At 35.7% G+C, this 14,873-nt stretch carries 15 protein-coding genes; 7 read left to right on the forward strand and 8 right to left on the reverse strand.

The genetic code is table 11. The annotated features are described in order from the left end of the window. Positions 1–39: 39 nt before the first annotated feature. The 6 genes from ABIQ28_RS10700 (at position 40) to ABIQ28_RS10725 (ending at position 5,862) form a co-directional block, all read left to right on the forward strand. Positions 40–855, forward strand: coding sequence for an SDR family oxidoreductase (locus ABIQ28_RS10700; protein WP_348037106.1), 816 nt, complete (start codon positions 40–42; stop codon positions 853–855). A gap of 83 nt (positions 856–938) precedes the next feature. Continuing rightward, on the forward strand, positions 939–1,949 hold the full coding sequence (locus tag ABIQ28_RS10705) for a glycosyltransferase (RefSeq protein WP_348037108.1): 1,011 nt from the start codon (positions 939–941) through the stop codon (positions 1,947–1,949). Next, positions 1,939–2,907, forward strand: a complete 969-nt coding sequence (locus tag ABIQ28_RS10710) for a YbbR-like domain-containing protein (RefSeq protein ID WP_348037110.1) — start codon at positions 1,939–1,941, stop codon at positions 2,905–2,907. Before ABIQ28_RS10705 ends, ABIQ28_RS10710 begins: the two co-directional genes overlap by 11 nt. Positions 2,908–2,910: 3 nt before the next feature. Continuing rightward, positions 2,911–3,504 (forward strand): dephospho-CoA kinase, encoded by a 594-nt coding sequence (gene coaE, locus ABIQ28_RS10715; protein ID WP_348037112.1) that lies wholly within the window; start codon positions 2,911–2,913, stop codon positions 3,502–3,504. A 69-nt stretch (positions 3,505–3,573) separates the two neighbouring features. Then, a complete protein-coding gene (locus ABIQ28_RS10720) occupies positions 3,574–5,148 on the forward strand; it encodes a HAMP domain-containing sensor histidine kinase (RefSeq protein WP_348037114.1) in 1,575 nt (524 codons plus the stop codon). A gap of 3 nt (positions 5,149–5,151) precedes the next feature. Continuing rightward, positions 5,152–5,862, forward strand: a complete 711-nt coding sequence (locus ABIQ28_RS10725; RefSeq protein WP_348037116.1) for a response regulator transcription factor — start codon at positions 5,152–5,154, stop codon at positions 5,860–5,862. A gap of 68 nt (positions 5,863–5,930) precedes the next feature. Here the strand turns inward: ABIQ28_RS10725 and ABIQ28_RS10730 are convergent, their stop codons facing one another. The 8 genes from ABIQ28_RS10730 to ABIQ28_RS10765 all read right to left on the reverse strand — a co-directional run bounded on the left by ABIQ28_RS10730 (position 5,931) and on the right by ABIQ28_RS10765 (position 13,802). Next, on the reverse strand, positions 5,931–6,122 hold the full coding sequence (locus ABIQ28_RS10730) for a cold shock domain-containing protein (RefSeq protein WP_348037118.1): 192 nt from the start codon (positions 6,120–6,122) through the stop codon (positions 5,931–5,933). Positions 6,123–6,232: 110 nt separating this feature from the next. Beyond that, positions 6,233–7,141: a tRNA (adenosine(37)-N6)-dimethylallyltransferase MiaA gene (gene miaA / locus ABIQ28_RS10735; RefSeq protein WP_348037120.1), complete on the reverse strand. Its 909-nt coding sequence runs from the start codon at positions 7,139–7,141 to the stop codon at positions 6,233–6,235. A 27-nt stretch (positions 7,142–7,168) separates the two neighbouring features. Beyond that, positions 7,169–8,041, reverse strand: a complete 873-nt coding sequence (locus tag ABIQ28_RS10740; protein ID WP_348037122.1) for an ion transporter — start codon at positions 8,039–8,041, stop codon at positions 7,169–7,171. A gap of 232 nt (positions 8,042–8,273) precedes the next feature. Further along, a complete protein-coding gene (locus tag ABIQ28_RS10745; protein WP_348037154.1) occupies positions 8,274–9,635 on the reverse strand; it encodes an exonuclease domain-containing protein in 1,362 nt (453 codons plus the stop codon). Between the two features lie 80 nt (positions 9,636–9,715). Further along, positions 9,716–10,381, reverse strand: coding sequence for a YggS family pyridoxal phosphate-dependent enzyme (locus ABIQ28_RS10750; protein WP_348037124.1), 666 nt, complete (start codon positions 10,379–10,381; stop codon positions 9,716–9,718). Between the two features lie 69 nt (positions 10,382–10,450). After that, on the reverse strand, positions 10,451–11,689 hold the full coding sequence (locus ABIQ28_RS10755; RefSeq protein ID WP_348037125.1) for a DUF1015 domain-containing protein: 1,239 nt from the start codon (positions 11,687–11,689) through the stop codon (positions 10,451–10,453). 111 nt (positions 11,690–11,800) lie between these two features. Further along, a complete protein-coding gene (locus tag ABIQ28_RS10760; protein ID WP_348037127.1) occupies positions 11,801–12,688 on the reverse strand; it encodes a 3-hydroxybutyryl-CoA dehydrogenase in 888 nt (295 codons plus the stop codon). Between the two features lie 154 nt (positions 12,689–12,842). Next, entirely contained in the window at positions 12,843–13,802 is a 960-nt protein-coding gene (locus ABIQ28_RS10765; RefSeq protein WP_348037129.1) for a Gfo/Idh/MocA family oxidoreductase, read from the reverse strand. Between the two features lie 291 nt (positions 13,803–14,093). Between ABIQ28_RS10765 and ABIQ28_RS10770 the strand changes: the two genes are divergently transcribed. Next, positions 14,094–14,735, forward strand: a complete 642-nt coding sequence (locus ABIQ28_RS10770) for a protein-L-isoaspartate(D-aspartate) O-methyltransferase (protein ID WP_348037130.1) — start codon at positions 14,094–14,096, stop codon at positions 14,733–14,735. Positions 14,736–14,873 lie beyond the last annotated feature (138 nt).

Here is a 14,873-nt window from a genome sequence, read left to right on the forward strand (position 1 = left end):
TTTAAATTGCTTAGCATTAAATAAAAAACAATTATAAACATGGCATACAACTTATTAAAAGGAAAACGAGGAATTATTTTTGGAGCTTTAGATGAAAATTCAATTGCTTGGAAAACGGCAGAACGCGTTCACGAAGAGGGCGGTACATTTGTCTTGACCAATGCACCAATCGCAATGCGTATGGGGCAAATTGATGAATTGGCCAAAAAGACAGGTTCTCAAATCATTCCTGCTGATGCAACTTCTATTGAAGATTTAGAAAACTTAGTGGCTAAGTCAGTTGAAATCTTAGGAGGAAAAATTGATTTCGTGCTTCATTCCATCGGAATGTCTATCAACGTAAGAAAAGGAAGACATTATACCGATCAAAATTATGAGTGGACTCAAAAAGGAACTGATGTTTCTGCAATGTCTTTCCATAAAGTGATGCAAACCCTTTACAAAGCTGATGCGATGAATGAGTGGGGTAGTATTGTTGCTTTGACCTATATGGCAGCGCAACGTGTATTTCCTGATTATAATGACATGGCAGATAATAAAGCCTATTTAGAAAGTATTGCGCGTAGTTTCGGTTATTTCTTCGGAAGAGAAAAGAAAGTAAGAGTGAATACTATTTCACAATCTCCAACACCTACGACCGCTGGTCAAGGCGTTAAAGGATTTGACGGTTTTATTGCTTATGCTGATAAAATGTCGCCTTTAGGAAATGCTACTGCTTTGGATTGCGCCAACTATACCGTGACTTTATTTAGTGACTTGACGAAACGTGTTACGCTTCAAAATCTTTATAATGATGGTGGATTTAGTAATATGGGTGTCAGTAACGAAATCATGGATGCTTTTATGAGCAAATAAAGAGTTCAAAAAAATCTTAATTTATACTTTCAAAAGCTACCAATTGGTGGCTTTTGTGTTTTGATTCCTTACCTTTGATTTTTATGAATACACTGTATTTTTCATTTATAATCCCTGTTTATAATCGGCCTGATGAGATTCATGAGCTTTTGGAAAGTTTCACGAAACTCGAAGGTAATTTTGACTTCAACATCTGCATTGTTGAAGACGGTTCGTCAATTCCGTCAGATAAAGTTATTGAATGCTTTGCTGATCAATTGGAAATCTCCTATTATTTTAAGGAAAATTCTGGTCCTGGTGATTCTAGAAATTATGGAATGAAAAGGGCGGAAGGAAATTACTTTATTATTTTAGATTCAGATGTGCTACTGCCTGAAAATTATCTGCAAGTGGTCAGTAAAAGTTTGACGGATACTTACACCGATTGTTATGGTGGCCCTGATGCAGCGCACCCATCATTCTCAAAACTTCAAAAGGCCATCAATTTTGCCATGACGTCCTTCATTACCACAGGAGGGATAAGAGGAGGGAAGGACTCTGATAATTTCCAACCGCGGAGTTTTAATATGGGGATTTCAGAAAAAGCATTTGAAGCTTCGGGTGGTTTTGGAGCCATTCATCCAGGGGAAGATCCTGATCTTTCATTGCGTCTTCTCAAATTGGGCTATAAGAGTAAACTCATAAAGGACGCTTATGTCTATCATAAACGACGGATTTCTTGGTCAAAGTTTTATCAGCAAGTCCATAAGTTTGGTATGGTTCGTCCTATTTTAAATGCATGGCATCCAGAATCAGAGCGATTTATTTTTTGGTTGCCTACATTTTTTTCATTGGGATTGGTTATTAGTTTAGTCCTGTTTCTCTTTCAAATAAAATGGTTGTTGTACATTTATATCATTTATATGGCGGTTGCTTTTTTACTGGCATTTATAAATTCAAAAAACTTGATCATTGCTGTTTTGGCGGTCATAGCGATATTTGTTCAGTTTTTTGGGTATGGTTATGGCTTTTTGAAATCCACACTTTCCATAAAACTATTAAAAGAAAACCCTGAGAAGAGATTCCCAAAATTGTTTTTTAAACATGTACAATAAATTAAAGACGAAACTTTCTAAATCCATAAAAAGCAGAAAACTGAATGTTTTCGGACTCTTTTTTTTGCTGTCCTTCTGTTTTTTGGCTTTGACTAAACTCTCAAAGAATTATACGGAGACTATTTCTTTTGAACTTGTTTTTAAAAACGTTCCAGAAGAACATCATGTCAATCTTGATAGTACAAAAAAAGTCAATGTTACCGTTAATGCTTATGGCTTTAATTTGTTGCGGTATTCGTTTTATAAACCCAAATTGCAAATTGATTTTAACACAGATGTGGTGCTTAAAAACAAAACCTATGTGTGGAATTCCCAACAAAATGCACCTAAAATAAGAGCTAAGTTCAGGAATTCAGTAGATGTTATTTCTATCCAACCCGATACTTTACGTTTTCCTTATCAATCCTTGGCAGTAAAAAAGGTGCCCGTTAACACCGATGTGACTATTGAGTTTGCACCAGGTTATGATATGCTAAACAAAATCAAGGTCATTCCTGATTCCGTTAAAGTTATTGGTTCAGAAAAATTACTTTCGGAAATAGAGTATGTCACAACCGAAAAACTAGACTTGAAACATGTCAATTCAAATATTGACAAATCCTTGGGAATTGAAATGAATGAGAGTTTCAAAAGTTTAAAACTGACTACAAAAAGCGTGAAAATAGAAGGACAAGTTGAAAAATTTACTGAAGGAACGTTTAATGTCCCAGTAACGATCATCAATCTTCCATCAGGTGTAAACATTAATTTTTTCCCGAAAACGATTCCCGTAGCGTATAATGTTAGTCTTAATAATTATAAATCAGTCAGAACTTCAGATTTCAGAATTGAATGTGATTATAGGAATATTGATAAGACCGGAAAAACATTTTTGATTCCTCAATTGACGAAAGTGCCCGAAATTGTTAAAAGTGCGCGATTAAAACAAAAGAAGGTCGAATTTATTTTGATGAAATAGTGTATGAAAATAGTAGGTTTAACAGGTGGGATAGGTAGCGGTAAAACGACCGTCGCCAAAATGTTTCAGAAGTTGGGCGTGCCTTTATATATTGCTGATGACAGGGCTAAACACTTGATGAACACTTCTAAGGTCATCCAAAAAAAGCTCACTGCACTGTTTGGCGATGAAGCCTACCGCGATGGTCAACTTAACCGAGCTTTTTTAGCCTCCAAAATCTTCGAGAATGCTGCGCTTTTGAAACAAATGAATGCAATTGTGCATCCTAAAGTTGGTGCTGATTTTTTACGCTGGAAAAAAAAGCAAACTGCACCTTATGTCTTAAAGGAAGCGGCTATCATTTTTGAAAACGATATGGCTTCCCAATATGATTTTATCATTACTGTGGTGGCCGATTTAGAGCAGCGGATTGCACGTGTTGTAAATAGAGACGCTACTACTAAAGATAAGGTTTTGGCTATTGTCAGTAATCAACTGACAGACAGGGAAAAAGCAGAACAATCAGATTTTGTGATTACTAATCATGATTTGGACGAAACAAAAGCTCAAGTACTGAAAATTCATCAAGAACTTTCAAAATTAGTTGCCATAAATTAAACCTTTAAAATGTGTTAATGTAAGGTTAAAGCAAGTTCTTGCTAAATGTTAAAATGTTAAATTTGAATAATGGGCAGAAAGCTATTCATTTTATTGGTTATTCTGATGAGTTTGTCGCTTATTGGAATAATTTTCGTTCAAATATATTTTATTGATAACAGCTTAAGTAATGAGGAAAAGCAGTTTACTTTAAACGTCAGACGATCTTTAAGTAAAGTTTCCAGTCTTGTTGAGGACAAGGAGTTTAAGTTGTATACCAATAAATATCAAGAATTACTCAGTAGCGGAAAAAATCCGGATACGACCAATATCAGAGGGATTTTGTTGTATAGTTATGATGATATTTCCAATGAAACCACAGTCTATCAAAACGGTATTCTTGAAGAGAGCTTTAAAGTGCCATCGTTGTTCTTTGACATTGGAGGTTTAGATAGTCTGAATATCAGCCGTATTAGCAATCAGAAGGAAATTCGGGTTTTTAAGAAAAGCACTTTTGATAATGAAGTGCATATCACACCTGAAAAAACGGTCATGCAATATAATACGATGGATGAATTCGGGAAAAGACTTTTCGAAAGTACCTATCGTGATTTGTTTAGGAACTATCCTATTTATAAGAGAGTGTCAGCTGGTGAGATTTCATCGTATTTGTCCAAACAGTTTAATGAAAATGGGATTGATATTGACTTTGAGTTTGCTATTTATGATAAGGATCTGGCTACGAAGGTACAGTCTAATAATTTCGAATTAGATCCGGTAACGACTATGGGCGTCCCTATGTTTTTGGATAATAAGAATGAAAGTAATTTTATATTGTATGTTGATTTTCCGGAACGTAAGAAGTTTTTATGGTCGTCCATTTTAACGATGACCGTTTTGTCTATTGTTTTTACCTTAGTTATCATTTTAGCTTATACCAATGCTATTTATCAAATTATAAAACAACGACAGATATCACAGATCAAAACGGATTTCATCAATAATATGACGCATGAGTTCAAAACACCAATTGCCACCATCAGTTTGGCTTTGGATGCGATGAAAAATCCAAAGATGATCAATGACAAAGAAAAAATAGATCGTTATTTGAAGATGATCAAAGATGAAAATAAGCGCATGCATGCCCAGGTTGAAAATGTCTTGCGAATATCTAAACTAGAAAGAAATGAACTTAATATTAGCAAGGATCGATTAAAATTGCACGATTTAATTGAAGATGCCGTATCGCATGTTGAATTGATTGTTGAAGACCGAAAAGGTTACGTCAAATGTCATTTAAATGCTGAAAAATCTTCGGTATTAGCAAATGAGACTCACTTTACCAATGTATTAGTAAACATTCTTGACAATGCCATAAAGTATTCAGATGATGCGCCAAGAATTGATGTCACTACAGAAAATGTAGGAAATAATATTATTTTAAAAATTGCCGATCATGGCAACGGGATGACAAAACAGGTTCAAAAGAAGGTTTTTGAAAAGTTTTATAGAGAGCATACCGGGAATGTACACAACGTGAAAGGTCATGGCTTAGGTTTAGCCTATGTAAAACAAATGGTTGAAGACCACCAAGGCCACGTATCCGTTGAAAGTGAAAAAGGAAAAGGTAGCACTTTTATTATTAAACTACCATTAATATCATAGATTATGGAAGAACAGAACAAAAAGATTTTATTAGTAGAAGATGATCCAAATTTCGGGACCGTCCTAAAGGATTACCTGAGCATGAACGATTATGACGTGGTTCATGCTAAAAATGGAATGGAAGGTTTTGAGAAATTTAAAAAGGATGATTACGACCTCTGTATTCTGGATGTCATGATGCCTTATAAAGATGGCTTTACCTTAGCTAAAGAAATTAGAGAAAAAAATAGTGATGTGCCTATCATCTTCTTGACGGCAAAAGCAATGAAGGAAGATGTCCTTAAAGGCTATAAGGTTGGTGCAGATGACTATTTGAATAAACCGTTTGACAGTGAAGTGCTCTTAATGAAAATTAAGGCCATTATTCAGCGTAAAGCTACTGATACCGTTGCGGATAGTAAACAATTTGAATTTAAGATAGGTAATTTTGACTTGAACTCTAAATTGCGATTCTTAAAGTTTAAGGATGAAGAAACGGTTAAGCTTTCTCCTAAAGAGAATGAACTGTTGCGTTTATTGGCCTTGCACGAAAATGATTTGATGCCACGTGAGTTGGCATTGACAAAAATATGGAGAGATGATAATTATTTCACATCCCGAAGTATGGACGTGTACATTGCCAAATTGAGAAAATACTTAAAACCAGATCCAGAAGTTGAGATTTTGAACATCCACGGCGAAGGATTTAGATTGGTTGTCAATCAGAAAGATTAATTAAAATACAAGCAAATAAAAAAGCCTATCGCAATGATAGGCTTTTTCTTTTTTAAAAATTGAAGCGATTATATAACTTTAACGTTTACAGCGTTCAAACCTTTTTTTCCTTCTTTAAGCTCAAATTCTACTTCATCACCTTCACGAACTTCGTCGATTAATCCAGAGATGTGTACAAAATGTTCTTTGTTGTTTCCTTCTTCAGTAATGAAACCAAAACCTTTTGCGTCATTGAAGAATTTTACGATACCTTTATTCATAATAAATATTGTTAATTAAGCGACAAAGGTAGAATTATTTAATTGGAAATAAGGTTTTTTTTATTTTATTTTAAAAATTCGATAAATGTTCAAAATTGACTATGAGTTGGTTAAACTAATTTCTGATTAATACTGTTAATTATTTTGGCGATAGAAGTTTCATTATCAAACCAAAGAATACCTTCTTTTTTTCTGAACCAAGTTAACTGTCGTTTAGCATATCGTCTTGAGTTTTTCTTGATTTCAGAGACCGCAAAATCCAAAGTCCATTCCCCATTTAAAAATTTGAACAATTCACTGTAACCAACAGTATTCAGTGCATTTAAGTGCTGTAAGTGTTGAAGATTTTTGGCCTCATCCAATAAACCTTCGGCCATCATATGGTCAACTCTTTTGTTGATTCGTTCATAAATAGTGGCTCTTTCGGCAGTCAAACCTATGGTAATGGTCTTGAATGGTCGTTTGGGTTTCTCTTTATTTAAGAAAGTGGAATAGGGTTTTCCACTACCAATACAAATTTCTAAAGCTCTTGTGACCCGATGCGGATTATCGATGGCGATGGTGTCAAAGGCGATGGGATCAAGAATTTTGAGTTGGTTTTGTAAATGCTCCAAACCTTTATTAGCAAGTTCATTGTTGAGTGTTTCTCTGATAGATGGATCTATTTCAGGAAATTCGTCTAATCCTTTAATGACAGCATCCACATATAATCCAGAACCACCAACCATAACAATCACATCGTGGTTAATGAAAAGTTTATCTAATATACTGATGGCATTTTTTTCAAAATCACCCACATTATAGTCCTCCAAAACCGATTTGTGATGGATAAAATGATGTGGTGCTGCGCTGAGTTCTGCAGGAGTTGGGGCGGCAGTACCAATGCTCATTTCTTTATAAAATTGTCGAGAATCTGCCGAAATGATTTCAGTTTGATAATGTTTGGCCATGGCAATGCTCAAGGCAGTTTTGCCGATGGCGGTAGGTCCCACAATGCTGATAAGATATTTTTGACTCAAAGCAAACGTTTTTAACGAAGGAAATTATTAAGTGTTTTCATGTAATGGATGGCCGCAGTTGTAACAATATTTGGCATTATCTTTTTGTTTTTCTGCCGAGCAATACGGACAGGCCTCGGTGTTTAAATCTACTTCCGGAATTCTTGCCGGAGAACCATGATTACCTCGGTTTTGAGAAACAAATTCTGCGGAAACAATTCCTGTTGGAACGGCAATGATGCCGTATCCTAAAATCATGATGATTGAAGCGATAAATTGCCCTAAGGCCGTTACAGGTGCAATGTCTCCAAAACCAACAGTCGTTAAGGTTACAATACACCAATACACACTAACCGGGATGCTTGTAAAGCCGCTGGCTTCACCTTCAACTAGATACATTAATGTTCCGAAAATGATGCTAACGATTAGGACTGCGAATAAAAACACTAAGATTTTGGTTTTACTCGCTTTTAAGGAAGAGGCCAGCATATTGGAAGCGCCCAAATATCGTGCTAATTTTAATATCCTGAAAACCCTTAAAAGTCGCAAGGCGCGAAGCGCAATTAACACTTGTGTGCCGAAAAAAATCAAGGAGATGTACTTTGGAATAGTCGATAAAAAGTCGATAACGCCATAAAAACTGAAAATATATCTGAAAGGTTTCTTAACTGAAATTATTCTGGCAATGTATTCCAATGTAAACACAATGGTAATGACCCATTCGGCAATATTTAAAAAGTTATGGTAACGTGCATTAAATTCGCTGATGCTCTCTAACATTACAAAAACAATACTTGCAACGATGGCAATGAGCAGGATTATATCAAATAACTTGCCTGCCGGAGTATCTGCTTCATAAATGATTTCATGAAGTCTCGCTTTCCAATTTATGTATGGTTTCTTTGGTTTTTTATTCAGCATAACCTCAAAAATAGTGAAAGATTGGTTGTTTTTAATCCAATATCCCTAAGGACTTTAATTTGTGTCATCCCACATCTTATCAATGTTTGTTTTTATTATTCTGGAATTCTCAAGAGAAAACATATAACTCCAGGTAAAATTTAACTTTCGCTCCTAATAATTGAATTAAGAATAGAGCGAAGAGGTTTTTAAAAGACTTCAGTATAGATTAATGCTCGCAGTAATAGGCCTATTACTCAGTAAGCTTAACGATTTTAACCTGTTTGTTTTTTCGGAGATAGCTATGAATGATATGCTGTGATTCTCTATTGTTATCCATAGGCGTAATAATGGATTCCAGAATTTTTTTATTGGTAATTTGAAAGTTGAGATCATAGTATCCAAAACCTTTAAAAACTCCGTTTTCTATAAGGGTCACACTGTGTTCATTAAGTGCTCTTCCTTTATCGATAATAATCAAGTTTTGATTTTCATAATTACTATTAGCAATCAACTCTTGAATTTTGAGATTGTAACTTTCAGGACTTTCTTCTTGTATACAAGCGCCTTCACATTCATTGATTGAATATTTAAAACAACTTGTTTTTGCCGTATCCAAACCAACTAATTTTGGACAAAGCTTGAAATCTTCAACAGCCTTGTACAGAAACTGTTTGCCACTTTGCTTATTTGAAAACGTTGTGATAGCTTTTTTCCGACCGTCGGCAGCATCAAGCTTTAAGTTGATATAGCCATTTTCATCTTTAAAACTATAAAGAGCGTAAGTAAACAGGTTTCTTCGTGAAGTTCTGTTTAAAGCCGGTTTATTTTGTTTTATTTCAGCATTCTCCTTCAGCAAAGCAACCAATTCATTACCTGTCGCTTCATAGGTTACGGCAGCCACCTGATTCTGGAGTTTTTTTGATTTCGGATTTGTAAAATGCTGATTGACTCGGTTTCGGATATTCCTACTTTTGCCTATATAAATTATTTTGCCATAGGTGTCATGTAGATAATATACGCCTGTAATGGCAGGTAAATCGTCAATAATAGATTTGAGGTTGGTCGCCATTTGATATTTTGGCTCTGCTTTGACCGCATCTTGAATGATTTGCTTTTTGAGGTCTTTTGCTAATAACAATTTGAAAAGCTTAACTGTGGCAATCGCATCTCCAGAAGCCCTGTGTCTGTCCGTTACGGGAATACCAAGAGCTCTCGTAAGTTTTCCTAAACTATAAGATTCCTGTTCAGGCATTATTTCTTTGGCCAACTCCACGGTACAAAGTGTTTTACGCTTGAACTCAAAACCCAATCGGCTAAACTCTGTGCGCAAAATTCGGTAATCAAATTCAGAGTTATGTGCCACAATAATGCAATTTTCAGTCATTTCAACAATGCGTTTGGCAACCTCATAAAATTTTGGAGCCGTACGCAGCATATTACTGTTTATGCCAGTTAAATTGACCACAAAAGGTTGAATTTCTCGCTCTGGATTAACGAGGCTAATAAATTGGTCAACAACTTCATGTCCATCAAATTTATAAATGGCTATTTCGGTAATGCCTTCCTCATTGAATTTGCCACCTGTTGTTTCTATGTCTAATATTGCGTAAATACTCCTTGAATTAAAAGTTGAAAATCACTATTAAAAGCAAATTTAGTTTAATAGAAATTATTCTCCTTATTTATTGTTCATTAATAATTGCGTTCGCCAAAAATTTTGCTTCCAACGCGAATAAGTGTGCTACCACATGCAATTGCAATTTGATAATCGCCACTCATGCCCATGCTGATGGTTTTTAATTGGTCATTCTCAAGTTTAAGTCCTTTGAGTTCATCAAAAGTAGATTTTAATTTTTTGAATTCTTTTTCGATTTGTTGTTGGTCATCGGTAAATGTTGCCATCCCCATAACGCCCACAATCCTAATGTTTTTAAGTTCTGTAAACTCTGTGGATTGCAAAATGTCTTGAGCCTCTTTTGATGTCATTCCAAATTTAGAATCTTCATCTGCAATTTTTATCTGAAGTAAACAGTCGATGGTTCTGTTATGAATTTTCGCCTGCTTGTCAATTTCTTTTAGAAGTCTGAAATTATCCACACCATGAATCAGGCTTACAAATTCGGCCATATATTTGACCTTATTGCGTTGCAGATGTCCGATCATATGCCATTCAATATCTTTCGGCATCAAAGGCTGTTTTTCAATCATTTCTTGAACTTTATTTTCTCCAAAAATGCGTTGTCCAGCGTTGTAAGCTTCCATCAGGTCGCTGACTGGTTTTGTTTTTGAAACGGCGACCAAGGTCACATTTTGTGGTAATGTCGATTTAATATCCTGAAGATTCTGTTTTATGCTCATTGTGTAATTTGTTGTTTGTTGTTGAGTTGTTTATTTTTTGAAAAAATAAGATACAAAAACTAATTTGCTTTAAAACTCGTAAATGGTAACGCCACTTCTTAATTTTGGTTCAATAAAAGTGCTTTTTGGAGGCATTCTTAGTCCGTCGTCAGCAATGGCTTTCATTTCTTCAATATGGACAGGAACCATTCTAAATCCGACTCTGTAGGAACCACTATCGACAACTGTTTTGAGGGATACTATATCTTTTTTTCCATTGATATAGCCAATCCGCTCATCATTTCTTAAATCCTTAATTCCTAAAATAGGTTCTAAAATGGTTTTATACAAAATTTGGGTGTCCAAAGCGTCTAGAGAAGTTTTCATTTTATAGGCTGATTTACGGAGATAAAGAGAATAGAATTCGCCGTCCAAATACATACTAAAATGATGGTTTTTAGTCGGTTGATAAGGTAATTGTCCTCTGTTTTCGATGCGATAAAACATATCTAACTGAATTAAAAACTCCTCTTTGGTCAAGCCGTTCAAATCTTTAATTAGACGGTTAAATTCATGAATTCTTAAATTAGATTCAGGAATGAGATAGCTCATAAAAAAGTTATAATACTCATTACCAGTATGCCCTGGATTATGGTCTTTTAGTTCTTTATATAGCAAGTATGAAGATGCTGATCTGTGATGACCATCGGCAATATAGATAGTTTTCATTTGCTGAAATTCGTGCGTAATTTTTTTCAGTTGCTCTTCATCATCCACTTTCCATAATAAATGGGTGTCTCTGTAAGTTGTGGTAAATTCAAACTCTGCACGATTTTTTTGAATCGCTTTGATAGTTTGGTCTAGCATCTCATTGTCAGGATACGTTAACAAAACAGGCTCAGCGTTGAACCCGACGGTTTTTAAATAATCCTTAAAAATCACTTCTTTAAACTCAATAGTGTCTTCGTGCTTTTTGATGATGTTAGTTTCATAATCGGTAGCGCTTGCCGCCGCAATAATGCCGTTAAATACTTGATGATCTCTATCGGTAATTTGATAAACGTAATAACAGGGCGTATCATCTTGAACAAATATACCATCTTCCTTAAACTCTAAATATCTATTTCGGACCAGATTATACCGTGCTTCTCCAGACAGTTGTTTATCATATTTATAACCAGGATTAACGATTTGGAGAAACGAAAACGGATTGTCCCGCAAGCGCGACTCGAGTTGCTCTAAAGTATAAGATTGATACGAACGCGCCGCAACCAAACTTACTTTGTCACGTGTGGGGCGTACCGCTTTGAAAGGGATGATATTCGCCATTTGTTTTAGTATTCAGTTTTCAGTCCACAGTCTTCAGTCTTCAGTTTTTAGTCTCCAGTATTTCGTCCTAAATCACAATTTAATTGGTTACTGCGGACTGCAGATTGCCCACTAAGAAAATTGTTTCGCCACTTTTTCAGCTTTTCTATTTTCAGAATAATCATAAAATCCTTCGCCAGATTTTACACCAAGTTTTCCAGCTCTTACCATATTGACCAATAAAGGACAAGGTGCGTACTTTGGATTTTTAAAGCCATCATACATCACATTTAATATGGATAGACAAATGTCCAGTCCAATAAAATCGGCCAATTGTAAAGGCCCCATTGGATGCGCCATTCCCAATTTCATGACCGTATCAATTTCAGTAACGCCAGCAACGCCATTGTAAAGTGTCTCAATAGATTCATTGAGCATTGGCATTAAAATCCGGTTAGCAACAAAACCAGGGTAATCATTCACTTCAACAGGATCTTTTCCTAAAATTTTAGAGAGTTCCATAATGGTTTTGGTCACTTCGTCACTGGTGCTATAGCCGCGAATGATTTCTACCAATTTCATGATAGGCACTGGATTCATAAAGTGCATTCCAATGACTTGTTTTGGTCGCGAAGTGGCCGCAGCGATTTGGGTGATGGAAATAGAGGAAGTGTTGGTGGCCAAAATGGTATCTGCCGAACAAATCTCGTCCAATTGTTTAAATATTTTGAGTTTCAAGTCGCTGTTTTCTGTAGCAGCTTCAACTACCAATTCTGCTGATTTTACACCTTCAGCCATATCAGTAAACGTGGTGATGTTTTTTAAAGTTTCCTGTTTTTGGTTTTCGGTAATATGTTCTTTGGAAACCATCCGATCAAGATTTTTTGTAATGGTATCTATGCCTTTTTTAAGTGAAGCTTCACTGATGTCAATTAATTGTACTCTAAAACCACTTTGAGCAAAAGTATGTGCAATCCCATTTCCCATGGTTCCTGCTCCAATTATAGCTATGTTTTTCATTGAAAATATTTTTCATTCCCTCGAAGGAGGGAATCTCATTCTTTAAGTTAATAGGGTTTTTTTTTGCCACTTCCGAAACGTCGGAACACGAATATATTTCAATTCATTAGTAGCTCTTATGTGTTTTCTATGGCTTACTATTCTTGAAAACTAATTAAAACTGATCAATAATCATCGTCGCTATTCGTAAGGCTTCTGTGCCGTCATGTAAGGTAACAACTGGTTTTGTATTGTTATTGATAGCATCAGCAAAAGATTCCAGCTCCTCCAAAATGGCGTTGTTAGTCGGAACATCAGGATTGTCAAAGTAGATTTGTTTTTTTACGCCTTCAGCATTTTGAAGGATCATATCAAAATCTCCAGGGATTTCCGGTGCATCTTTCATCTTGACTACTTCACATTTCTTTTCTAAAAAGTCCACTGATATATATGCGTCTTTTTGAAAAAATCGTGTTTTGCGCATATTTTTCAATGAAATCCTACTCGCGGTTAAATTCGCCACACAACCATTCACAAATTCGATGCGTGCATTGGCAATGTCTGGTGTATCACTGATAACAGAAACACCACTTGCCGAAATATTCTTGACTTTAGAATTAACGACGCTTAAAATAATGTCAATATCATGAATCATCAAATCCAAAACAACGGGCACATCCGTACCTCGTGGATTAAATTCTGCCAATCGATGGCATTCGATGAACATTGGGTTGTGTATTTGGTGTTTGACGGCTTTAAAGGCGGGATTGAAACGCTCAACATGTCCAACCTGACCCTTCACGTGATTTTCAGCGACCAAAGCTCTGATGGTCTCTGCTTCTTGAACAGTATTAGTAATCGGTTTTTCAATAAAGATGTGTTTTCCTTTTGAAATTGCCAATCTTGCGCATTCAAAATGAGATAAGGTTGGGGTTACAATATCTACAACATCAACAGCATCAATAAGGCCTTCGATAGTGTCAAAATATTTATAGCCAAATTCGGCTTCAATTTTTTTTGCATTGTCTTCATCAGCATCATAAAATCCAATCAATTCGAATTTTTCAGATTGCTTAAGAAGTCGTAAGTGAATTTTTCCAAGATGACCAGCACCAAGAACTCCTGCTTTTAACATAGGTTGTACGTTTTATACAAAAATAGCTTTTTTTTAAGGCAGATAAAAGAAAAAAAGGAGGGAAGTGGGAGCTTGGAATGCGTGTTGTGAAGCATGGAGGTGTATGTGAGAAATGGTAATTATTGCTGATTGTCGATTTAAGATTTTTGATTTTGAAGTTTGACTTGATGATTAAAAGGTGGTTACACTAAATGTGATTGTTCAGCATATGGATGAAGCTCAAAACATCTCGCCATATTCCTTGTAGCTTCCTTTTGTTTGGGTTAATTTTGCCTTAAACTCACTACCGCTTTGAAAGATACGTTTAAACATAAGGGCATGCGCCAGCAACTTGTTGGCATTATAAGGGATAAAGGAATTACTGATGAAAAGGTGCTTAGTGCGATCGGTAAAATTCCGAGACACTTATTTATGGATTCCAGTTTTTTGGATCATGCGTATCAAGACAAAGCTTTTCCTATTGCTGCTGACCAAACGATTTCACAACCTTATACGGTCGCATTTCAAACGGAGCTCATGCAGATTAAGCCTGGTGATAATGTACTTGAAATTGGAACAGGAAGTGGTTACCAAACTGCTGTTTTGTGCGAATTAGGAGCAAAAGTATTCAGCATTGAACGCCAATTGGAGCTTTTTAAACTGACAACCAAGTTTTTGCCTAAGTTAGGCTATCGTCCTAAAAAACTCATTTTTGGCGATGGCTATAAAGGGTTAAAGGAAGAAGCGCCCTTTGACAGCATTATCGTAACCGCCGGAGCACCTTTTGTGCCAACACCTTTAATGAGTCAACTTAAAATTGGTGGACGATTGGTAATCCCTGTTGGGGAAAATGTACAGACCATGACCTTATTCATCAGAAAAGGGCCAAAGGACTTTGAAAAGCATGAGTATGGAGAATTTCGATTTGTCCCGCTTCTGGAGGATAAAAACTAATGAAATTTTTTAGACACGAATTTCACTAATTTTCACAAATTCACTCATTCTCCGAAAATACAGGCGTAAATTATTTACTATAAACTTAACGAATGCAATAGGCTTCAGTCTGTAAAACATCTAATATACTTTATTCAC

This window comes from Gelidibacter sp. (assembly GCF_039916245.1).
Taxonomy (GTDB): Bacteria; Bacteroidota; Bacteroidia; order Flavobacteriales; family Flavobacteriaceae; genus Gelidibacter.